The sequence below is a fragment of the Bradyrhizobium sp. BLXBL-01 genome (assembly GCF_051853025.1).
Classification (GTDB): domain Bacteria; phylum Pseudomonadota; class Alphaproteobacteria; order Rhizobiales; family Xanthobacteraceae; genus Bradyrhizobium.
Genome location: NZ_CP182471.1, coordinates 2,953,113 through 2,973,117, shown reverse-complemented (window position 1 = coordinate 2,973,117; position 20,005 = coordinate 2,953,113). Strand labels below are relative to the sequence as shown.

The following is a 20,005-nucleotide window of genomic DNA, read 5'->3' as shown; positions in this document are numbered from 1 at the left end:
GCGGACGAGATGCGCCGAATCCTGTTGTCGACGGCCAAAATCCTGATCTCCGTGGCGCTGCTCTATCTGGCGCTGCGCAAGGTCGACCTGTCCGAGCTGTTTTCCCGCTTCACCGTGACCAGCCTGTTCTGGATCGGTATGGCGATCGCGGTCACGTTCCTGCAGATCTTCGTCGGCGTGCTGCGCTGGCGCGAGATCAGCGCCGTCTGCGGCGCGCCGCTCGAGCTCGGCCGCGCCATGCGCTACAACGTGATCGGCTCGTTCTTCAACCAGACCCTGCCGTCGGCGATCGGCGGCGATGCGGTGCGGCTGTGGCTGGTCGCACGCGCCGGCGCCGGCTGGCGCGCGGCGACCTACTCGATCTTCGTCGACCGCGCCATCGGCCTCATCGCGCTCGCGATCGTGATCGTCGCGAGCCTGCCCTGGAGCTACACCCTCATCACCGATCCGCACGGGCGCTCGGCGCTGCTGCTCATCGACCTCCTGGCGCTGGCCGCCGGCGTCGGCTTCCTGATCTTCGGCGCGCTGAAATGGCGCTGGCTGAAGACCTGGTGGGCAACGCACCACATTCACGCCTGCGCCGTCATCGCCAATCGCGTGATCTTCAGCCGCAACCGCGGTCCCCTCATCGCGATCCTGTCGGTCCTCGTTCACGTGCTCGCCGTCGTCACCGCCTGGTGCGTCGTGCAGTCGATTGCGGCTCCGGTTCGTTTCAGCGACGTCTTTCTGCTCGTGCCGCCGGTGATGCTGATCACGATGATGCCGATCTCGATCGCCGGCTGGGGCGTGCGTGAAGCCACGATGAGCCTTGCGTTCGGCTTTGCGGGGCTTTCCGCCAACGAGGGCGTCAACGTCTCGCTGCTGTTCGGCGCCGTGTTCTTCATCGTCGGGGCCGTCGGCGGTCTGGTCTGGATCCTCAGCGCAGAGAAAGCCGCGCAAGGGTCGACCCCGATCGGAGTGCGGGAGTGAGCGCGGCTGCCGATGCGCTCGCCGGCGCGGCCCTGCTAATTGCCGTTGCCGCCGCCGCGCTGATCTCGGCGCTCGTCACCTGGACCAGCCGGCCCCTGTTGCAGCGCTACGCGCTGGCACGGCCGAATGCCCGGTCCTCGCATCGCATCCCGACCCCGCAGGGCGCGGGCATCGCGGTGATCGCCGCGACGCTGATCGTCGCCTCGCTGTGGGGGGTCTCGGCCAATGTCGCGATCCCGCCGGCGCTGGTCGCTGCGACAATCGTGATCGCCCTGGTCGGCTTCGCCGACGACATCGTGTCGCTGCCCGTGCTGGTGCGGCTGGTGCTGCAGGCCGCCTGCGTCGGCGCGGTGGTGTTCACCGCGCCCGACACCGCGCGCATCGTGCCGACGCTGCCGCTTGCGCTGGAGCGCGGCCTCGTCGTGCTTGCCGGCGTCTGGTTCGTGAACCTCGTCAACTTCATGGACGGGCTCGACCTGATGACGGTGGCGGAGGTCGTGCCGGTCACCGCCGCGCTGCTGCTGCTGGGAATGCTCGGGTATCTCTCATGGCCGGCCGTGCTGGTCGCCACCGCGCTATGCGGCGCCATGCTCGGCTTTGCGCCCTTCAACCGTCCGGTCGCAAAAGTCTTCCTGGGCGATGTCGGCAGCCTGCCGATCGGCCTGCTGCTCGGCTGGTGCCTTTTGGAGCTCGCGTTTCGGGGAGAGCCGGCCGCGGCGCTGCTGCTACCAGCCTATTATCTTGCAGATTCCACCATCACGCTGTTTCGGCGCATCATCCGGCGCGAGCCGTTCTGGTCGGCGCACCGCAGCCACTTTTACCAGCGTGCAACCGACAACGGGTTCACGGTCAAGCGGGTCGTCGGCGAAGCATTCGCGCTCAATCTCGTGCTGGCCCTGCTCGCCGTCGCGACCGTTCGCACCGGCTCGACGGCGATCACGATCCTCGCCTTGCTTGCGGGCGCGGGTGCGGTCGCCCTCCTGCTCTGGCGCTTCTCCCGCCCTCAGGCGTCCTGAGCCGCCAGCGCCTGCCGCAGCCCCTCGTCGAGCGAGACCTGCGGCTGCCAGCCGGTCGCGAGCGCCTTGGAGACGTCGAGCTCGAGCGAGCCGATCAGGCTGTCATGCGTATCCTGCCGGCCCATCACGCTGAGCAGCGTCGCGAGCAGTCTCGGCGGCATTCCGAACAGAACCGGGTTCTTGCCGGACGCAATGGCCAGGCGCCTGATGAATTCGGGCGTCGAGACCTGTTCCCGGTCGGCCACCAGGAAGATCTCGAAATTGCTCGTGGGATCAGGATGGCTGAGCCGGCGCAGGATGAACGACGACAGGTTCTGCACGGCAAGGAAGGCGCGCTGGTTGCGGATCGCCGCAAAGGGCAGCGGCAGTCCCAGGCTCACCGCACGCGTCAGCAGCGCGAAATTGCCCTTGGCCCCGGCGCCATAGACCAGCGGCGGCCGGATCACCGTGATCTTCATGTCGCTGTCGCGCGCCAGCGTCCTCAGGCCCGCCTCGGCCGCGGCCTTGGACATGCCGTAGAGGCCGCGCGGCGTCAGCACGTCGCTTTCGCTGAACGGCGCGCGGCCTTCATTGCTGCGGCCGTGCACGAGAACGGTGCTGATGAAGACGAATTGGCGCACGCCGGCCGCCGCCGCGCAGCGCGCCAAATGCAGCGTGCCGGCGATGTTGACGTTGCGGTAGAGCTGGACCGCGTGCTCCTCGTGCTTGTGGTGCACGCGCGCGGCCAGATGGATGACGGCGTCGACGCCTTCGAGCGCCGCCTGCCAGTCGGTCTCGGGACCGATCGTCTCGATCACGACCTCGCCATCGACGCCTGCCGGGCCGCGGACCGCACGGCGGACCGACCATCCCGCGCCCTCGAGCGCCGGCACGAGATGACGGCCGACGAAGCCGCTCGCTCCCGTCACCAGCACGACCGGTCTACGTTCGCTCATCGTTGCTCCGACAGGTCCGGGTTGCGCAACAATTCGTCGATCAACGCGGCATAGGCGTTCATCGCGGTGGTCCTGTCGAACCGTGACGCTGCCTTCACCGCCCGCGCCGCCATGGCACCGTCGTCGGAACGGAACGCGGCCCGGATCGCTTCGGCGAGCAGGTCGGCACGGCCCGGCGGCACCACCCAGCCGAGCCTGCTCTCCACCACCGTCAACGCGGCCTCGGCCTCCGGCTCGGACACCAGCACCACGGGACGGCCGACCGCCAGCAGATTGTAGAACCGGCTCGGCACCGACACGCCCGCAACGTTCTTCCGGTACGGAATGATCCAGAGATCGGCGGAGGCCAGGAACGCGTCGAGCTCGGAATCCTCGACGCGCCCGACAAAGGAGACATTGGCGAGGTTCGCCGCCGCCTGCAACTGCTTCAGCCGCTCGAAACCGATGCCCCAGCCGGACAGCAGGAAGTGAATGTCCGCCTCGTCCTTCAGAAGCCGCGCCGCTTCGAACACGATCTCGGGATCGTGGGTGAAGCCGAGATTGCCCGACAGGCCGACGATGAAGCGCGCCGGAATTGCCTTGCGGAACGGATTGTCCCGCGTGACCGGCCGCGGCGCGGGCACGAGCGTGGCCCAGTTCGGGATGAAGCGGATCTTGTTCCGCCTCATCCCCGAATAGCTGAGCAGCGGCCGCTCGGCGTCGCGGCCGATGGTGATGACGGCGTTGAGGGCACGGAACATCAGGCCGTTGGCGGCGCGCATCGTCCGCGTCACGACGGAGCGGGGCTTCAACAGGCCGGCCATCACCAACACGTCGGGAAACAGGTCGTGCATGATCAGCGCCGAGCGCGCGCCCTTCACCCGTGCCGCCGCCGCCACCGCATAGGGCAGCATGAAAGGCGCGGTGACCGTGAGCACGACGTCCCCTCGCCTCAGCTCCCGCACCAACGCGAGGAACGTGCGCACTGCGAACAACAGCTCGGAGGCGCCGCGCCGCACCAGCGCCGCCTTGCCCGCCATCCGGTTCCTGACCATGACGACGCGCGGCTTGCCCGGGCCGGTCTGCGCTGCCGGCAATGCGCCCGGCGAGCCCGAGAGCACGACGACCTCGTGCTCGGCGGCGAGACGGCAGGCGATCTCGGCCATGATCGCCGCCGTCGTGCTCGGGTCAGGCGGGTAGTGCTGGCTCGCGACGACGATCTTGCCAGCGATCTTGTCTTGCGGCTGCATGGTCAGGCCGCGGTCGACCCGAATTCGGGGACGGCGTCCTTGAGAATGGTCCTGATGGTGGCGCGATCGTCGCGCGCGATCGCCTGCTCCAGCGCCGCAATCCATTTGCGCAGCGTCTGCATCGGCGGTTCGTTCGGCTGCGCGGCCATGATTCCGGCGACGCCGATCTCGCGGGTCGGCTCCTCCGAAGCGAACAGGATCTCGTGCAGGCGTTCGCCCGGGCGCATGCCGGTGAACACGATCTCGATGTCGTAGCCGGGCTGCAGTCCCGACAGGCGGATCATGCGCTCTGCGAGATCGACGATCTTCACCGGCTGGCCCATGTTGAGCACGTAGACGGAGACGTCGCCACGCTGCGTTCCGAGCGCATGCGTGGCCGCGGTGACCACGAGATCGCAGGCCTCGCGGATGGTCATGAAGTAGCGCACCATCTCGGGATGCGTGACGGTCACCGGGCCGCCGGCCTCGATCTGGGCCTTGAACTTCGGCACCACCGAGCCGTTCGAGGCCAGCACGTTGCCGAACCGCACCGAGATCAGCCGCATCGGCGGCCTGCCCCCGCGCGCACCGGCGGCGAGGTCGTGATCCAGCGCCTGGCAGTACATCTCCGCGAAGCGCTTGGTCAGGCCGAGCATCGACACCGGCTCGATCGCCTTGTCGGTCGAGATCATCACCATCGCCTCGGCGCCGGCCGCCACGGCGGCATCGGCAACGTTGATCGAGCCGAAGATGTTGGTCTTGACGCCTTCGCTCCAGTCGCGTTCGAGGATCGGAACGTGCTTGAGCGCCGCGGCGTGGAATACGATGTCCGGCTTGAACTCCGCCATCAAGCGCATGATGCGCTCGCGATCGCGAATGTCGGCAATCCGGGCTTCGATCGCGGCCGCCGTCCCGCGGGCGGCGAGCGCTTCGGTGATCGCGTAGAGCGCCGGCTCCGAGTTCTCCACGATCAGGAGCCGCGCGGCGCCGAAGGCCACGACGCGCTCGCAGATCTCCGAGCCGATCGAGCCGCCGCCACCGGTGACGAGCACGGCCTTGCCCCTGATCAGGGCCTCGAGGCGTGCATAGTCGATCTTCTCGCTCGGCCGCAGCAGGAGGTCCTCGACCGCGACCGCCGTGAGCCGCGGCGTGTCGCCGCTCTCCAGCGAGGGCATCCGGTTGACGATGACGCCCAGCTTGCGCGCCCGCATCAGGATCGATTCCGGACGGGCTTCCGGCTCGAACGCCGACGGCGTCATGACGAGGCGCGCGATCGGCTTGTTGCGCTTGGCGAAATCGGCGATGACGTCCTCGACGTCGTCGATACCGCCCAGCACCGGCACGGTGCGGATGAACTGGCCGCGGTCGGAGCTCGACGGCGACAGCACGCCGACCGGCCAGATCCGCTTGATCGCCCCGCTCTCGATTCCGCGCAGCAGCACCTCGGCATCCGCGGCGCGGCCGATCAGCAGGGTCGGCGCAGCATCATCGGTCCTCGCATGGCGGCGCACGCGCGTATAGCGGAAGTAGCGGTAGGCCATGCGCAGCGCGCTGAGGAAGGATATCTCCAGGAACCAGTAGAGGACGATCGTCACCTTGCCGAGGAAAAAGGCGCCGCGGACATTGGGGGCGACGAAGATGTAGTCGAGCACGAGCAGGGCGACCGTCAGCACCGTCGCGACGCGGATGATGTTCAGCGCGTCAGGCAGCGAAATGAAGCGCCATTTCGTCGTGGTCAGGTTGAAGATGAAAAACACCACCACGCTGAAGGCGAGGAAGTAGGGCAGGATCTGGAACAGCAGCGGCAGGCGGTCGAAGAAGCCGTCGCCGCCCTCGAATCGCAGATAGAACGCGGCAAAAAGCGCCGCCGCGGTCGCGAGCAGGTCGTGGAGCGCGATCAGGAAATTGCGCAAGGTGAGATGCGAAAAACGCGTCATCCGCCGACCGATGAAGACCCAGTTAGATACAACCTGACCGCGCTGATAGCCCATCTGGACAAGACTTGCCAGCCGCGCGGCCGCTCACGGACCGCCTTCGCCCATCTTCGCCTCGGCCTGTTGTGCCCGGATCACCATGCCGCCGGCCACGCCGACGCCGATGACGTACATCCAGCCCTCGTGGAAGTCGAACAAATGCGAGTTGAACAGCGAGGTGAAGACGTTCTGCACCACGACCAGGAGCCCGATCCAGGTGGCAAGCCCGTCGCCCCGGAACAACAGCAGATGCAGGATCCAGATCGCGTAGAGGACTGCGACGCCGATCACGCCCCATTGCACGGCGACGTTCAGCGTCTGGTTGTGGGGGTTGCCAATCACTTCGGCGGACGCCTGGTACTGACCGGCGGGCGTCGCGACGCGCTCGAACAATCCGCGCGTGGAGCCGGTGCCGTGCCCTACGATCGGCGCCTCCGCGAAGAAGCCGAGCGATTTCCGCCAGAATTCGAGCCGCAGCCCGAGCGAGGTCGGCTCGCCTCTCTCGATGTAGCGGGTGTAGTCGTCGGAGAACCGCTCGGCGGTATGGCGCAAATACGGCGAGGCCTGCCAGGCGAGAATTGCGGCGACGAGCAAGGCGACAGAAATGAGCGCGATACTGCGCCATTTGAGATGAAGCAGTGCAAACACCCCGAACATGATCGGAACGGTGACGAGCGCGGTGCGTGACACCACTACAAACGTCATATTGATGAAGAAGCTCAGCGCCAGCGCCGTCAGCAGCCCGGCGAGCCAATAGCGCTTCTCGCGCAACAGCATCACGATCGGATAGGCAAGCGCGACGGCGCAGAGCGCGAATTCCTGGCTCTGGTCGATGTAGTTCTTGACGAAAATACCGCGCTCCAAGGGGTCGGTCTTGAGCGTGAGGCTCGGATAGAAGGCGACCAGCCAGGACATCACCGACAACAGCGCGCAGGATACCAGGAAGGCGACGAACACCCACCTGCCCCGCGGCGAGCGCTCGAAATGGTAGAGCAGGACCGGCAGCACGAGCAGCTTGACGGTCGGACTGACCGCGTGGAGGCGGACGCCCCAGGCTGCGTCCGACCACAGCGTCCCCAGCAGCGCGAGAGCGAAGAGTGCGATCGGCGCGATGCAGATCGGGCGCTTCAGCGATTGCAGGAACGCGGGAACGTCGAGAAACGGCACCATGCAGAGCAGCATCAGCGCGTTGAAGATGCCGGCAAGCGACGTCGACCAGGGCAGCGAGGCCGCGGTCAGGATCGCAAACAGATCGACGGTCTCGCGCCAGGCAGCGGGGCTGCGAAGACGACGATGCAACATTTCGCTGGTCGATTCCCGTGCGAGCGCCGTCAATTGCTCCCTCCCCGGGCGCGATGCACCAGCGCCGTCGTGCTGAAGCCTTGGAGGATGTCGACCAGCACGACCACCCCGCCCGCGGCCTCGACCACCTCGTGGCCGACGACCTGCTCGCGGGTGTAGTCACCGCCCTTCACCAGCACGCCGGGCTTGATCCTGGTGATGAGGTCGATCGGCGTGTCTTCCGCGAAGATGACGACGAGATCGACGGCCTCAAGCGCTGCGAGCACCTCGGCACGCGCGCGCTCGTCCTGGACCGGACGATCGGCCCCCTTCAGCCGCCGCACCGAGGCGTCGCTGTTGAGTCCGACGATCAGGCGGTCGCAGGCGGCGCGCGCGGCGGTCAGCACCTTGACGTGACCGGGATGGAGGATGTCGAAACAGCCATTGGTGAAGCCGACGCGAAGGCCCTGCCTTTTCCATTCGGCGAGCTGCGCGTCGAGCGCGGCCGGATCGAGCACGATCTTCTCCTCGGCCGCGAGCGTCGCATGCGGCAGGATCTTGCGTCGCAGCTCGGCCGCGCTGACGCTGGCGGTGCCCTGCTTGCCGACGGCGACGGCGGCGGCGGCATTGGCCATGCGCAGCGCCGTGTCCCAGTCCGCGCCGGCCGCGAGCGAGACCGCAAGCGTAGCGGCGACGGTGTCGCCGGCGCCGGAGACGTCGCGCACCTTCACCGGGACGGCCGGCACGTGAACCGCCCCGCCATTCCGCGGCACCAGCGTCATGCCGCGCTCGCCCTGCGTCACCAGGATCGCCTCGCAATCGGCGAGCCGCATCACGTCCTCGCTGGCCTCGACGATGCTCTGCACCGTTTCGGCGCGGCTGCGGGTCGCTTCCGAAAATTCCTTGCGGTTCGGCGTGAGCAGCGTGGCGCCGCGATAGATCGCCCAGTTCAGGCTCTTGGGATCGACGATCACGGGCTTGCCGAGCTTGCGGGCGGCATCGATGGTGTGGCGGATCACGCGCGCCGTCAGCACGCCCTTGGCGTAGTCGGACAGCAGCACGATGTCGGCGCGCGCGATCTGCGGCAGGATCGCGTCGATCAATTTGGTTTCGACGTCGTCGGACGCAGCCAGCGCCTGCTCCCAATCCGCGCGCAGCATGTGTGTGGAAAAATGCTCGGAGACGAAACGGACTTTTCGCGTGGTCGGCCGCGAGGCGTCGCGCACCAGCACGCTTTCGATGCCGGTTTGATCATCGAGCGCGGCCGCGAGCCGCGCACCGGCATCATCCTCGCCGATGAGGCCGACGAAGATGCAGCGCGCGCCGAGCGAAGCGACGTTGCGCGCGACGTTGCCGGCGCCGCCGACGTGGATCTCGCTGCGCTGGGCGGCGATGACGGGCGCCGGCGCCTCCGGCGAGATCCGCGACACCTCGCCGTAGACGAACTCGTCCAGCATGATGTCGCCGATGCACAGCACCGTGCGGCCTGAGATGGCTTGCGCGAGGGCATCGAAATCGAGAATGGGCGTCGGCATGGTCTACAGGGCCTCAGCGAAAGCGGTCGGGCCGGTCGAGATAGTCCCCGACATAGGCCTTCACCGCGTTCTCGAGCGTCGTGAAGCCGCCGTTATAGCCGGCGCGGAGCAGACGATCGACCTCGCTCTGGGTGAAATACTGGTAGCTGTCGCGGATCTGCTCGGGCATGTCGATGTATTCGATGTTGGGCCTGGCCCCGAGCGCGGCATAGGCAGCCAGCATGAGGTCCTTGAAGCTGCGCGCCTTGCCGGTGCCGACGTTGAACAGGCCGGACACCGACGGCGTCGCCAGCAGCCAAAGGACGACGCGCACGACGTCGTCGACATAGATGAAATCGCGACGCTGATCGCCGTCCTCGATGCCCTCGCGATGCGACTTGAACAGCTGCACGACGCGACCAGCCCTCACGTCGTCGAAGCGCCGCGCCAGCACGCTCATCATCGAGCCCTTGTGATATTCGTTCGGGCCGAACACGTTGAAGAATTTCAGGCCGGCCCATTGCGGCGGGAGCCGGTCGCAGCGCGCCACTCGTTCGGCAATTGCGAGATCGAACAGGTGCTTGCTCCAGCCGTAGAGATTCATCGGCCGCAATTTCTTCAGCGCCGGCAGCGAGGAATCGTCGTCGAAGCCTTCCGTGCCGTCGCCATAGGTCGCCGCCGAGGACGCGTAGATGAACGGCACCGCATTCATCGTGCACCAGTCCAGAAGGCGCATCGACAGGCGGAAATTGGTCTCGATGACGAGGTCGCCGTCGGTCGCTGTGGTTGCGGAAATCGCCCCGAGATGGATCACGGCCTCGAGCTTGCGGCCCTTCAGCCAGTCCATCAGCTCGGCGGGGGGAACGATATCCACAAGCTGCCGCTTGGCGAGGTTGCGCCATTTGCCTTCGGTTCCGAGGAAATCGCAGACCACGACGTCGCTGCGGCCGGCCTCGTTCAGCGCAGCCACGACATTCGATCCGATAAAACCGGCCCCGCCGGTCACCAGCAACATTCCACCTACCTGCCCGATTTTAAGTGCCCGATCCTGCCGTAGCGCATGATCCGCCAAAGTGTAAGCGGTTTTGGGATTGCTCTTCTGCCGGCTTTACCTCCCGGCCCGGAGCGGCTAACCGAGCCGCCATATCGGCACGTCTTCGGTCCTAATAACCAATGAACATTGATTCGCAACTTGGTGGTGATGCAGACCGGAGCGACACGCGCCCGATCCTGATCGTTCCCTACATGTGGATCGGCGATTTCGTGCGGAATCACACCGTCGTGCGGGTCCTGAAGGAACGCTGGCCGAACCGGCCGGTCGATCTCCTCACCACGTCCCTGTGCGCCCCGCTGGTCGATTACATGCCCGGGGTGCGCGCCGGCATCGTCTGGGACATGCCGCGCGGCCGGCTGGCCGTCGCACGCCAGTTCGGCTTGGCAGGGCTGCTTCGGAAACGGAACTATGGCACTGCCCTGGTGCTGCCCCGGACCTGGAAGGCGGCGATCGCGCCGGCGCTGGCCGGTATTCCCGAACGGGTCGGCTTCGTCGGCGAGTTCCGGTTCGGCCTGCTGAACCGCTGGCGCTGGGGCGAGAAGAAGCTGCCCCGCTTCATCGACAAGAACGCCGCCCTCGCCCAGCCCGACGGCGCGCCCCTGCCGGCGGAATGGCCGGTGCCGCAACTGCGCGTTCCGGCCGAGGACATCGCCCGCTGGCGCGAAGCCAATGGCCTTGGCGCCGGCGCCGCGGTGGCGCTTGCCCCAGGCTCGGTCGGCGTTTCAAAGCGCTGGACCTATTATCCCGAAGCTGCCCGCCTGCTGGTCGAGCGCGGCCTCGAGGTCTGGGTGGTCGGCGGCCCCGCCGAAAAGGGGCTTGCCCAGGAGATCGTCGCCGCCGGCGGCCCGGGGACCACTGGCGGCCCTGGGACCGCTCGCGGCCCGGGGGTGCGCGATCTCACCGGGACCGATCTGCGCAACGGCGTCCTCGCCATGGCCGCCGCCGGCGTTGCCATCTCCAACGATTCCGGCCTGATGCACATCGCAGCCGCCCTCGGCACGCCGACCATGGGCATCTTCGGTCCCACCAGCCCCTACCTCTGGGCCCCGCTCAACGGCCTCGCCGCGACACTGGTGCAGGACAAGGAAGCGCTGTCCTGCCAGCCCTGCCAGAGCACGGTCTGCAAGGTGAACGACCACCGCTGCATGCGGAATATTGCAGCTAGCGAGGTGGTGGGAATTGCGCAGCGGGTGCTGGGGGAAGTGGGGGCGCGCGGATCAATCTGATCGTCGAGGTCGAACAAGCTATTTGCATGACCAAAGGTGCGATCACTTAAGCTGCCTCGTCCGCGGCCTCCAGTTCCGCCAAGTCCATCGTGAAGTCGAAAACGATCTGGATTGGCTCCGCTTCGGGGTGGGCGTCATTGTAGCTATCCACGTCCACCTTCATCTGGCGGCAGTCTCCAACGATTCCCTTCCTGCGATGCTGGAAGGATATCTGCATGTGATCGCGCGAAGCCGTGCGAATATCATCCCACACCATCTCTGTCTGGCCCTCCGTTTCCAGAGGGGCCGGATGTAAGAGGCGAACGCGTCGACCCTTTCGGTCCGTCATATATTCTTCGCGCATAGCTGACGCGATATCGTCAGCGCAACGGCGCCTGAGTGCTGCTGCAGGAAGCTCCCAACGTCCAGTTCTGATCGCCCAATCCGCAATGTTCTTGGCCGAGGTTGGCCAGGACAGTCCTTCGAGTCTGTACTCATCAACAATACGCTGCATCTGCTTGACGTAAGTCATGAGTTCACTCCATAGCCGTCAGTTAGAGCGGTCTCTGTTATGATGTGTCTAATCTTGGCTTGATGCTTCTTAAATAGGTCCCATCGACCCGTTCGCTTTTGAAGCTGCCCAGCAACGACACCAGGGTGACGCTTCATAATTCGGGCAAATCCCAAAAAGCTCTTCTCAGAGAACATCGGATTGTGCCTAAGAAAAAAATCGTTCATCGCTCCCAGCGGAACGCAATGGTTCGCAGCAGCGCGATTAGCTCTAATCTCGGCTTCATCATCTCCTGCTTTGCTTTCATCAAAATCCTCAATAATAAGGCCTCCCTTACCGTCACCATTAAGGACATGCTCTAGCTCGTGCCAAAGGTCGAACCAGAACTTATCGATTTGGTCGCCCTTTAAAGTGAGACCTATGACGGGAGATTTGTTTTCATTGATCCAGAAACAGACCCCCTGAATTTCTGAACCGGGTATCGGCTCAACAACCACGAGACGAACGCCACATTCGAATAGAATTCGGGGCACATTGCGAATTGCTTCTGGCTCGGCCATGAGCTGTTCGAGCTCAGAACTCCTCTTTCGAAGAGACGCCTCAGAGTATGGCGGCGTCTTTAACGCAGTCGCCAGCTGACTAACCCGAAAGATCCAGGCCCACTGATGCGCCGTAACCTCTCGCTTGTAGTTGCGACGCGCGGCGTGCTGGAATTCGATCGGATCTTCAATCGAACTGAGATTGAAGAACGACAAGACGTTTCGTTCAAGCTCGGCTGCTGAATCTCCAAGCTTAATCCAGCCACGCTTACACATCTCCCGAACAGGGAAGCGCTCGCGAAGTTTGGCAGCGCGAGCGATAGAGTCGTCGCGAGGAGGAACCTTGGAGAGTTGCCAAGCAGTTTCAAGGTTCATCCAAAACTGTGCAGATGTCCCCAGGGCAGCAGCGAAATCCGCAGCTGTTTCCGGGGTAATAGCGCGCTTTCCCAGAATAACATCGTTCACTAATTTCTGAGGCCGACCAATAATCTCTGCGAACTCGGTTTGAGTCCAACCACGCGCCTCAAGCTCATCTGCCAAAAATTCCCCGGGAGGGAATACTTCGGCGGGTCGTCTATCCGTCATCTCGCCCTCCCTCTCAGTGATAATCTTCGATGCCCATGATGCGGACGACTTTGTTCGGCGCCTGCCCATGAAGTTCCACAATCAAACGCCACTTGCCCGTCAGTCGCATCGAGCGTTGATGCGATCGGTCCCCTTCAAGTTTTTCAAAGTGCAATCCTTTAAGGGCATAGAAATCGCGCTCGTCTGGCGCCGCGCGGATCACTTGCATCACCTTGCGAAAGCCCTTGACGATGGCGCGATCGAATCCGGCATTGAACTGGATGTCGGTTTCCAGCCGGTCGAGACTTTCATCCGCAAATTCCACTTCCATGCCGCCCTCATGCCGAAATATAGCACGATCTAACACTATTTCAAGTCATTACGTCACGCAATGACGTAATAAAACTTTCGTAAGTACTTACATGAGGTTACATGGCGACCACAACCCTAATCAAGCCCTCCACAATTTCTAGCTGATTCCCTTGTCGACCTGCTCGATGCCGAACTGAGTCTGGACCAGACGGGGCTACGGCACCGCCCTGCTGTCCGCGCTGGTCGGCATCTGAACGGGTCGGCTTCGTCGGCGAGTTCCGGTTCGGCCTGCTGAACCGCTGGCGCTGGGGCGAGAAGAAGCTGCCCCGCTTCATCGACAAGAACGCCGCCCTCGCCCAGCCCGACGGCGCGCCCCTGCCGGCGGAATGGCCGGTGCCGCAACTGCGCGTTCCGGCCGAGGACATCGCCCGCTGGCGCGAAGCCAATGGCCTTGGCGCCGGCGCCGCGGTGGCGCTTGCCCCAGGCTCGGTCGGCGTTTCAAAGCGCTGGACCTATTATCCCGAAGCTGCCCGCCTGCTGGTCGAGCGCGGCCTCGAGGTCTGGGTGGTCGGCGGCCCCGCCGAAAAGGGGCTTGCCCAGGAGATCGTCGCCGCCGGCGGCCCGGGGACCACTGGCGGCCCTGGGACCGCTCGCGGCCCGGGGGTGCGCGATCTCACCGGGACCGATCTGCGCAACGGCGTCCTCGCCATGGCCGCCGCCGGCGTTGCCATCTCCAACGATTCCGGCCTGATGCACATCGCAGCCGCCCTCGGCACGCCGACCATGGGCATCTTCGGTCCCACCAGCCCCTACCTCTGGGCCCCGCTCAACGGCCTCGCCGCGACACTGGTGCAGGACAAGGAAGCGCTGTCCTGCCAGCCCTGCCAGAGCACGGTCTGCAAGGTGAACGACCACCGCTGCATGCGGAATATTGCAGCTAGCGAGGTGGTGGGAATTGCGCAGCGGGTGCTGGGGGAAGTGGGGGCGCGCGGATCAATCTGATCGTCGAGGTCGAACAAGCTATTTGCATGACCAAAGGTGCGATCACTTAAGCTGCCTCGTCCGCGGCCTCCAGTTCCGCCAAGTCCATCGTGAAGTCGAAAACGATCTGGATTGGCTCCGCTTCGGGGTGGGCGTCATTGTAGCTATCCACGTCCACCTTCATCTGGCGGCAGTCTCCAACGATTCCCTTCCTGCGATGCTGGAAGGATATCTGCATGTGATCGCGCGAAGCCGTGCGAATATCATCCCACACCATCTCTGTCTGGCCCTCCGTTTCCAGAGGGGCCGGATGTAAGAGGCGAACGCGTCGACCCTTTCGGTCCGTCATATATTCTTCGCGCATAGCTGACGCGATATCGTCAGCGCAACGGCGCCTGAGTGCTGCTGCAGGAAGCTCCCAACGTCCAGTTCTGATCGCCCAATCCGCAATGTTCTTGGCCGAGGTTGGCCAGGACAGTCCTTCGAGTCTGTACTCATCAACAATACGCTGCATCTGCTTGACGTAAGTCATGAGTTCACTCCATAGCCGTCAGTTAGAGCGGTCTCTGTTATGATGTGTCTAATCTTGGCTTGATGCTTCTTAAATAGGTCCCATCGACCCGTTCGCTTTTGAAGCTGCCCAGCAACGACACCAGGGTGACGCTTCATAATTCGGGCAAATCCCAAAAAGCTCTTCTCAGAGAACATCGGATTGTGCCTAAGAAAAAAATCGTTCATCGCTCCCAGCGGAACGCAATGGTTCGCAGCAGCGCGATTAGCTCTAATCTCGGCTTCATCATCTCCTGCTTTGCTTTCATCAAAATCCTCAATAATAAGGCCTCCCTTACCGTCACCATTAAGGACATGCTCTAGCTCGTGCCAAAGGTCGAACCAGAACTTATCGATTTGGTCGCCCTTTAAAGTGAGACCTATGACGGGAGATTTGTTTTCATTGATCCAGAAACAGACCCCCTGAATTTCTGAACCGGGTATCGGCTCAACAACCACGAGACGAACGCCACATTCGAATAGAATTCGGGGCACATTGCGAATTGCTTCTGGCTCGGCCATGAGCTGTTCGAGCTCAGAACTCCTCTTTCGAAGAGACGCCTCAGAGTATGGCGGCGTCTTTAACGCAGTCGCCAGCTGACTAACCCGAAAGATCCAGGCCCACTGATGCGCCGTAACCTCTCGCTTGTAGTTGCGACGCGCGGCGTGCTGGAATTCGATCGGATCTTCAATCGAACTGAGATTGAAGAACGACAAGACGTTTCGTTCAAGCTCGGCTGCTGAATCTCCAAGCTTAATCCAGCCACGCTTACACATCTCCCGAACAGGGAAGCGCTCGCGAAGTTTGGCAGCGCGAGCGATAGAGTCGTCGCGAGGAGGAACCTTGGAGAGTTGCCAAGCAGTTTCAAGGTTCATCCAAAACTGTGCAGATGTCCCCAGGGCAGCAGCGAAATCCGCAGCTGTTTCCGGGGTAATAGCGCGCTTTCCCAGAATAACATCGTTCACTAATTTCTGAGGCCGACCAATAATCTCTGCGAACTCGGTTTGAGTCCAACCACGCGCCTCAAGCTCATCTGCCAAAAATTCCCCGGGAGGGAATACTTCGGCGGGTCGTCTATCCGTCATCTCGCCCTCCCTCTCAGTGATAATCTTCGATGCCCATGATGCGGACGACTTTGTTCGGCGCCTGCCCATGAAGTTCCACAATCAAACGCCACTTGCCCGTCAGTCGCATCGAGCGTTGATGCGATCGGTCCCCTTCAAGTTTTTCAAAGTGCAATCCTTTAAGGGCATAGAAATCGCGCTCGTCTGGCGCCGCGCGGATCACTTGCATCACCTTGCGAAAGCCCTTGACGATGGCGCGATCGAATCCGGCATTGAACTGGATGTCGGTTTCCAGCCGGTCGAGACTTTCATCCGCAAATTCCACTTCCATGCCGCCCTCATGCCGAAATATAGCACGATCTAACACTATTTCAAGTCATTACGTCACGCAATGACGTAATAAAACTTTCGTAAGTACTTACATGAGGTTACATGGCGACCACAACCCTAATCAAGCCCTCCACAATTTCTAGCTGATTCCCTTGTCGACCTGCTCGATGCCGAACTGAGTCTGGACCAGACGGGGCTACGGCACCGCCCTGCTGTCCGCGCTGGTCGGCATCTGAACGGGTCGGCTTCGTCGGCGAGTTCCGGTTCGGCCTGCTGAACCGCTGGCGCTGGGGCGAGAAGAAGCTGCCCCGCTTCATCGACAAGAACGCCGCCCTCGCCCAGCCCGACGGCGCGCCCCTGCCGGCGGAATGGCCGGTGCCGCAACTGCGCGTTCCGGCCGAGGACATCGCCCGCTGGCGCGAAGCCAATGGCCTTGGCGCCGGCGCCGCGGTGGCGCTTGCCCCAGGCTCGGTCGGCGTTTCAAAGCGCTGGACCTATTATCCCGAAGCTGCCCGCCTGCTGGTCGAGCGCGGCCTCGAGGTCTGGGTGGTCGGCGGCCCCGCCGAAAAGGGGCTTGCCCAGGAGATCGTCGCCGCCGGCGGCCCGGGGACCACTGGCGGCCCTGGGACCGCTCGCGGCCCGGGGGTGCGCGATCTCACCGGGACCGATCTGCGCAACGGCGTCCTCGCCATGGCCGCCGCCGGCGTTGCCATCTCCAACGATTCCGGCCTGATGCACATCGCAGCCGCCCTCGGCACGCCGACCATGGGCATCTTCGGTCCCACCAGCCCCTACCTCTGGGCCCCGCTCAACGGCCTCGCCGCGACACTGGTGCAGGACAAGGAAGCGCTGTCCTGCCAGCCCTGCCAGAGCACGGTCTGCAAGGTGAACGACCACCGCTGCATGCGGAATATTGCAGCTAGCGAGGTGGTGGGAATTGCGCAGCGGGTGCTGGGGGAAGTGGGGGCGCGCGGATCAATCTGATCGTCGAGGTCGAACAAGCTATTTGCATGACCAAAGGTGCGATCACTTAAGCTGCCTCGTCCGCGGCCTCCAGTTCCGCCAAGTCCATCGTGAAGTCGAAAACGATCTGGATTGGCTCCGCTTCGGGGTGGGCGTCATTGTAGCTATCCACGTCCACCTTCATCTGGCGGCAGTCTCCAACGATTCCCTTCCTGCGATGCTGGAAGGATATCTGCATGTGATCGCGCGAAGCCGTGCGAATATCATCCCACACCATCTCTGTCTGGCCCTCCGTTTCCAGAGGGGCCGGATGTAAGAGGCGAACGCGTCGACCCTTTCGGTCCGTCATATATTCTTCGCGCATAGCTGACGCGATATCGTCAGCGCAACGGCGCCTGAGTGCTGCTGCAGGAAGCTCCCAACGTCCAGTTCTGATCGCCCAATCCGCAATGTTCTTGGCCGAGGTTGGCCAGGACAGTCCTTCGAGTCTGTACTCATCAACAATACGCTGCATCTGCTTGACGTAAGTCATGAGTTCACTCCATAGCCGTCAGTTAGAGCGGTCTCTGTTATGATGTGTCTAATCTTGGCTTGATGCTTCTTAAATAGGTCCCATCGACCCGTTCGCTTTTGAAGCTGCCCAGCAACGACACCAGGGTGACGCTTCATAATTCGGGCAAATCCCAAAAAGCTCTTCTCAGAGAACATCGGATTGTGCCTAAGAAAAAAATCGTTCATCGCTCCCAGCGGAACGCAATGGTTCGCAGCAGCGCGATTAGCTCTAATCTCGGCTTCATCATCTCCTGCTTTGCTTTCATCAAAATCCTCAATAATAAGGCCTCCCTTACCGTCACCATTAAGGACATGCTCTAGCTCGTGCCAAAGGTCGAACCAGAACTTATCGATTTGGTCGCCCTTTAAAGTGAGACCTATGACGGGAGATTTGTTTTCATTGATCCAGAAACAGACCCCCTGAATTTCTGAACCGGGTATCGGCTCAACAACCACGAGACGAACGCCACATTCGAATAGAATTCGGGGCACATTGCGAATTGCTTCTGGCTCGGCCATGAGCTGTTCGAGCTCAGAACTCCTCTTTCGAAGAGACGCCTCAGAGTATGGCGGCGTCTTTAACGCAGTCGCCAGCTGACTAACCCGAAAGATCCAGGCCCACTGATGCGCCGTAACCTCTCGCTTGTAGTTGCGACGCGCGGCGTGCTGGAATTCGATCGGATCTTCAATCGAACTGAGATTGAAGAACGACAAGACGTTTCGTTCAAGCTCGGCTGCTGAATCTCCAAGCTTAATCCAGCCACGCTTACACATCTCCCGAACAGGGAAGCGCTCGCGAAGTTTGGCAGCGCGAGCGATAGAGTCGTCGCGAGGAGGAACCTTGGAGAGTTGCCAAGCAGTTTCAAGGTTCATCCAAAACTGTGCAGATGTCCCCAGGGCAGCAGCGAAATCCGCAGCTGTTTCCGGGGTAATAGCGCGCTTTCCCAGAATAACATCGTTCACTAATTTCTGAGGCCGACCAATAATCTCTGCGAACTCGGTTTGAGTCCAACCACGCGCCTCAAGCTCATCTGCCAAAAATTCCCCGGGAGGGAATACTTCGGCGGGTCGTCTATCCGTCATCTCGCCCTCCCTCTCAGTGATAATCTTCGATGCCCATGATGCGGACGACTTTGTTCGGCGCCTGCCCATGAAGTTCCACAATCAAACGCCACTTGCCCGTCAGTCGCATCGAGCGTTGATGCGATCGGTCCCCTTCAAGTTTTTCAAAGTGCAATCCTTTAAGGGCATAGAAATCGCGCTCGTCTGGCGCCGCGCGGATCACTTGCATCACCTTGCGAAAGCCCTTGACGATGGCGCGATCGAATCCGGCATTGAACTGGATGTCGGTTTCCAGCCGGTCGAGACTTTCATCCGCAAATTCCACTTCCATGCCGCCCTCATGCCGAAATATAGCACGATCTAACACTATTTCAAGTCATTACGTCACGCAATGACGTAATAAAACTTTCGTAAGTACTTACATGAGGTTACATGGCGACCACAACCCTAATCAAGCCCTCCACAATTTCTAGCTGATTCCCTTGTCGACCTGCTCGATGCCGAACTGAGTCTGGACCAGACGGGGCTACGGCACCGCCCTGCTGTCCGCGCTGGTCGGCATCTGAACGGGTCGGCTTCGTCGGCGAGTTCCGGTTCGGCCTGCTGAACCGCTGGCGCTGGGGCGAGAAGAAGCTGCCCCGCTTCATCGACAAGAACGCCGCCCTCGCCCAGCCCGACGGCGCGCCCCTGCCGGCGGAATGGCCGGTGCCGCAACTGCGCGTTCCGGCCGAGGACATCGCCCGCTGGCGCGAAGCCAATGGCCTTGGCGCCGGCGCCGCGGTGGCGCTTGCCCCAGGCTCGGTCGGCGTTTCAAAGCGCTGGACCTATTATCCCGAAGCTGCCCGCCTGCTGGTCGAGCGCGGCCTCGAGGTCTGGGTGGTCGGCGGCCCCGCCGAAAAGGGGCTTGCCCAGGAGATCGTCGCCGCCGGCGGCCCGGGGACCACTGGCGGCCCTGGGACCGCTCGCGGCCCGGGGGTGCGCGATCTCACCGGGACCGATCTGCGCAACGGCGTCCTCGCCATGGCCGCCGCCGGCGTTGCCATCTCCAACGATTCCGGCCTGATGCACATCGCAGCCGCCCTCGGCACGCCGACCATGGGCATCTTCGGTCCCACCAGCCCCTACCTCTGGGCCCCGCTCAACGGCCTCGCCGCGACACTGGTGCAGGACAAGGAAGCGCTGTCCTGCCAGCCCTGCCAGAGCACGGTCTGCAAGGTGAACGACCACCGCTGCATGCGGAATATTGCAGCTAGCGAGGTGGTGGGAATTGCGCAGCGGGTGCTGAAGGAGGTGGGGGCGAGGGTGACCAGCTGAGCCGATCGGGGCTCGCGGCAATGATGACATCCTGCCACTGTTTTGCCCGACGAGTCAAAATGCGATTCGAAAAATCCGCAATAGATTGAGCCCTCTCGCCAAGCCATT

At 62.9% G+C, this 20,005-nt stretch carries 18 protein-coding genes and 3 pseudogenes; 6 read left to right on the top strand and 15 right to left on the bottom strand.

Annotation, left to right across the window (positions count from 1 at the left end; all coding sequences use genetic code 11):
- The first annotated feature begins 9 nt into the window (after positions 1–9).
- Positions 10–969 carry a lysylphosphatidylglycerol synthase transmembrane domain-containing protein gene (locus ACNJYA_RS13495; protein WP_212260224.1) on the top strand — a complete coding sequence of 320 codons (960 nt, stop codon included), beginning with the start codon at positions 10–12 and terminating at the stop codon, positions 967–969.
- Positions 966–1,985, top strand: coding sequence for an MraY family glycosyltransferase (locus tag ACNJYA_RS13490; RefSeq protein ID WP_439366600.1), 1,020 nt, complete (start codon positions 966–968; stop codon positions 1,983–1,985). Before ACNJYA_RS13495 ends, ACNJYA_RS13490 begins: the two co-directional genes overlap by 4 nt.
- On the opposite strand, the gene ACNJYA_RS13485 is transcribed toward ACNJYA_RS13490, so the two are convergent.
- From ACNJYA_RS13485 to rfaD, 6 genes are all read right to left on the bottom strand, one after another.
- A complete protein-coding gene (locus ACNJYA_RS13485) occupies positions 1,973–2,920 on the bottom strand; it encodes an NAD-dependent epimerase/dehydratase family protein (protein ID WP_212260221.1) in 948 nt (315 codons plus the stop codon). The genes ACNJYA_RS13490 and ACNJYA_RS13485 overlap by 13 nt on opposite strands.
- The gene (locus tag ACNJYA_RS13480) at positions 2,917–4,149 is read right to left on the bottom strand and encodes a glycosyltransferase family 4 protein (protein ID WP_439366599.1); all 1,233 of its coding nucleotides are present in this window, start codon (positions 4,147–4,149) and stop codon (positions 2,917–2,919) included. The genes ACNJYA_RS13485 and ACNJYA_RS13480 overlap by 4 nt, the downstream gene beginning before the upstream one ends.
- A 2-nt stretch (positions 4,150–4,151) precedes the next feature.
- Positions 4,152–6,065, bottom strand: a complete 1,914-nt coding sequence (locus ACNJYA_RS13475; protein WP_439366598.1) for an SDR family NAD(P)-dependent oxidoreductase — start codon at positions 6,063–6,065, stop codon at positions 4,152–4,154.
- An 84-nt stretch (positions 6,066–6,149) separates the two neighbouring features.
- Positions 6,150–7,436 carry an O-antigen ligase family protein gene (locus ACNJYA_RS13470; protein ID WP_439366597.1) on the bottom strand — a complete coding sequence of 429 codons (1,287 nt, stop codon included), beginning with the start codon at positions 7,434–7,436 and terminating at the stop codon, positions 6,150–6,152.
- Positions 7,433–8,917, bottom strand: a complete 1,485-nt coding sequence (rfaE1, locus tag ACNJYA_RS13465) for a D-glycero-beta-D-manno-heptose-7-phosphate kinase (RefSeq protein WP_212260218.1) — start codon at positions 8,915–8,917, stop codon at positions 7,433–7,435. Before rfaE1 ends, ACNJYA_RS13470 begins: the two co-directional genes overlap by 4 nt.
- Before the next feature lie 13 nt (positions 8,918–8,930).
- Positions 8,931–9,911 carry an ADP-glyceromanno-heptose 6-epimerase gene (rfaD, locus tag ACNJYA_RS13460; protein ID WP_212260216.1) on the bottom strand — a complete coding sequence of 327 codons (981 nt, stop codon included), beginning with the start codon at positions 9,909–9,911 and terminating at the stop codon, positions 8,931–8,933.
- A gap of 158 nt (positions 9,912–10,069) precedes the next feature.
- Between rfaD and waaF (ACNJYA_RS13455) the strand changes: the two genes are divergently transcribed.
- On the top strand, positions 10,070–11,176 hold the full coding sequence (gene waaF / locus ACNJYA_RS13455; RefSeq protein ID WP_439403094.1) for a lipopolysaccharide heptosyltransferase II: 1,107 nt from the start codon (positions 10,070–10,072) through the stop codon (positions 11,174–11,176).
- A gap of 46 nt (positions 11,177–11,222) precedes the next feature.
- On the opposite strand, the gene ACNJYA_RS13450 is transcribed toward waaF (ACNJYA_RS13455), so the two are convergent.
- Genes ACNJYA_RS13450 through ACNJYA_RS13440 form a run of 3 tightly spaced genes read right to left on the bottom strand, consistent with a single transcriptional unit; the run spans position 11,223 to position 13,100 of the window.
- Positions 11,223–11,687: a hypothetical protein gene (locus ACNJYA_RS13450; protein WP_220003088.1), complete on the bottom strand. Its 465-nt coding sequence runs from the start codon at positions 11,685–11,687 to the stop codon at positions 11,223–11,225.
- Entirely contained in the window at positions 11,684–12,790 is a 1,107-nt protein-coding gene (locus ACNJYA_RS13445) for a HigA family addiction module antitoxin (RefSeq protein ID WP_439403093.1), read from the bottom strand. The genes ACNJYA_RS13450 and ACNJYA_RS13445 overlap by 4 nt, the downstream gene beginning before the upstream one ends.
- Positions 12,791–12,803: 13 nt before the next feature.
- Entirely contained in the window at positions 12,804–13,100 is a 297-nt protein-coding gene (locus ACNJYA_RS13440; RefSeq protein ID WP_439403092.1) for a type II toxin-antitoxin system RelE/ParE family toxin, read from the bottom strand.
- Between the two features lie 190 nt (positions 13,101–13,290).
- On the opposite strand from ACNJYA_RS13440, the pseudogene waaF (ACNJYA_RS13435) reads away from it, so the two are divergent.
- Positions 13,291–14,083: pseudogene (gene waaF, locus ACNJYA_RS13435) on the top strand (lipopolysaccharide heptosyltransferase II); the annotation flags it as partial.
- A gap of 46 nt (positions 14,084–14,129) precedes the next feature.
- On the opposite strand, the gene ACNJYA_RS13430 reads toward waaF (ACNJYA_RS13435), so the two are convergent.
- The 3 genes from ACNJYA_RS13430 to ACNJYA_RS13420 are packed head-to-tail and all read right to left on the bottom strand — an operon-like array spanning position 14,130 to position 16,007.
- Positions 14,130–14,594: a hypothetical protein gene (locus ACNJYA_RS13430; protein ID WP_220003088.1), complete on the bottom strand. Its 465-nt coding sequence runs from the start codon at positions 14,592–14,594 to the stop codon at positions 14,130–14,132.
- A complete protein-coding gene (locus ACNJYA_RS13425) occupies positions 14,591–15,697 on the bottom strand; it encodes a HigA family addiction module antitoxin (RefSeq protein WP_439403093.1) in 1,107 nt (368 codons plus the stop codon). Before ACNJYA_RS13425 ends, ACNJYA_RS13430 begins: the two co-directional genes overlap by 4 nt.
- 13 nt (positions 15,698–15,710) lie before the next feature.
- Positions 15,711–16,007 carry a type II toxin-antitoxin system RelE/ParE family toxin gene (locus tag ACNJYA_RS13420; RefSeq protein ID WP_439403092.1) on the bottom strand — a complete coding sequence of 99 codons (297 nt, stop codon included), beginning with the start codon at positions 16,005–16,007 and terminating at the stop codon, positions 15,711–15,713.
- 190 nt (positions 16,008–16,197) lie between these two features.
- Between ACNJYA_RS13420 and waaF (ACNJYA_RS13415) the strand changes: the two are divergent.
- Positions 16,198–16,990, top strand: a pseudogene (gene waaF, locus ACNJYA_RS13415) (lipopolysaccharide heptosyltransferase II); the annotation flags it as partial.
- 46 nt (positions 16,991–17,036) lie between these two features.
- On the opposite strand, the gene ACNJYA_RS13410 reads toward waaF (ACNJYA_RS13415), so the two are convergent.
- From ACNJYA_RS13410 to ACNJYA_RS13400, 3 genes are read right to left on the bottom strand one after another with little or no spacing between them, the layout of a single operon-like run.
- Complete coding sequence (locus ACNJYA_RS13410; protein WP_220003088.1) at positions 17,037–17,501, bottom strand: hypothetical protein; 465 nt, start codon at positions 17,499–17,501, stop codon at positions 17,037–17,039.
- On the bottom strand, positions 17,498–18,604 hold the full coding sequence (locus ACNJYA_RS13405; RefSeq protein ID WP_439403093.1) for a HigA family addiction module antitoxin: 1,107 nt from the start codon (positions 18,602–18,604) through the stop codon (positions 17,498–17,500). Before ACNJYA_RS13405 ends, ACNJYA_RS13410 begins: the two co-directional genes overlap by 4 nt.
- Positions 18,605–18,617: 13 nt before the next feature.
- A complete protein-coding gene (locus ACNJYA_RS13400) occupies positions 18,618–18,914 on the bottom strand; it encodes a type II toxin-antitoxin system RelE/ParE family toxin (RefSeq protein ID WP_439403092.1) in 297 nt (98 codons plus the stop codon).
- Between the two features lie 190 nt (positions 18,915–19,104).
- Here ACNJYA_RS13400 and waaF (ACNJYA_RS13395) point away from each other — a divergent pair.
- Positions 19,105–19,897: pseudogene (gene waaF, locus ACNJYA_RS13395) on the top strand (lipopolysaccharide heptosyltransferase II); the annotation flags it as partial.
- Between the last annotated feature and the right edge of the window lie 108 nt (positions 19,898–20,005).

Bases quoted from the DNA above. Each gene is read 5' to 3' on its own strand.
- ACNJYA_RS13410 (WP_220003088.1), bottom strand. From the start codon at position 17,501: ATGACTTACGTCAAGCAGATGCAGCGTATTGTTGATGAGTACAGACTC.
- ACNJYA_RS13480 (WP_439366599.1), bottom strand. From the start codon at position 4,149: ATGCAGCCGCAAGACAAGATCGCTGGCAAGATCGTCGTCGCGAGCCAG.
- ACNJYA_RS13440 (WP_439403092.1), bottom strand. From the start codon at position 13,100: ATGGAAGTGGAATTTGCGGATGAAAGTCTCGACCGGCTGGAAACCGAC.
- ACNJYA_RS13425 (WP_439403093.1), bottom strand. From the start codon at position 15,697: ATGACGGATAGACGACCCGCCGAAGTATTCCCTCCCGGGGAATTTTTG.
- rfaE1 (WP_212260218.1), bottom strand. From the start codon at position 8,917: ATGCCGACGCCCATTCTCGATTTCGATGCCCTCGCGCAAGCCATCTCA.
- ACNJYA_RS13405 (WP_439403093.1), bottom strand. From the start codon at position 18,604: ATGACGGATAGACGACCCGCCGAAGTATTCCCTCCCGGGGAATTTTTG.
- ACNJYA_RS13430 (WP_220003088.1), bottom strand. From the start codon at position 14,594: ATGACTTACGTCAAGCAGATGCAGCGTATTGTTGATGAGTACAGACTC.
- ACNJYA_RS13400 (WP_439403092.1), bottom strand. From the start codon at position 18,914: ATGGAAGTGGAATTTGCGGATGAAAGTCTCGACCGGCTGGAAACCGAC.
- ACNJYA_RS13420 (WP_439403092.1), bottom strand. From the start codon at position 16,007: ATGGAAGTGGAATTTGCGGATGAAAGTCTCGACCGGCTGGAAACCGAC.
- waaF (WP_439403094.1), top strand. From the start codon at position 10,070: ATGAACATTGATTCGCAACTTGGTGGTGATGCAGACCGGAGCGACACG.
- ACNJYA_RS13445 (WP_439403093.1), bottom strand. From the start codon at position 12,790: ATGACGGATAGACGACCCGCCGAAGTATTCCCTCCCGGGGAATTTTTG.
- ACNJYA_RS13485 (WP_212260221.1), bottom strand. From the start codon at position 2,920: ATGAGCGAACGTAGACCGGTCGTGCTGGTGACGGGAGCGAGCGGCTTC.
- rfaD (WP_212260216.1), bottom strand. From the start codon at position 9,911: ATGTTGCTGGTGACCGGCGGGGCCGGTTTTATCGGATCGAATGTCGTG.
- ACNJYA_RS13495 (WP_212260224.1), top strand. From the start codon at position 10: ATGCGCCGAATCCTGTTGTCGACGGCCAAAATCCTGATCTCCGTGGCG.
- ACNJYA_RS13450 (WP_220003088.1), bottom strand. From the start codon at position 11,687: ATGACTTACGTCAAGCAGATGCAGCGTATTGTTGATGAGTACAGACTC.
- ACNJYA_RS13475 (WP_439366598.1), bottom strand. From the start codon at position 6,065: ATGACGCGTTTTTCGCATCTCACCTTGCGCAATTTCCTGATCGCGCTC.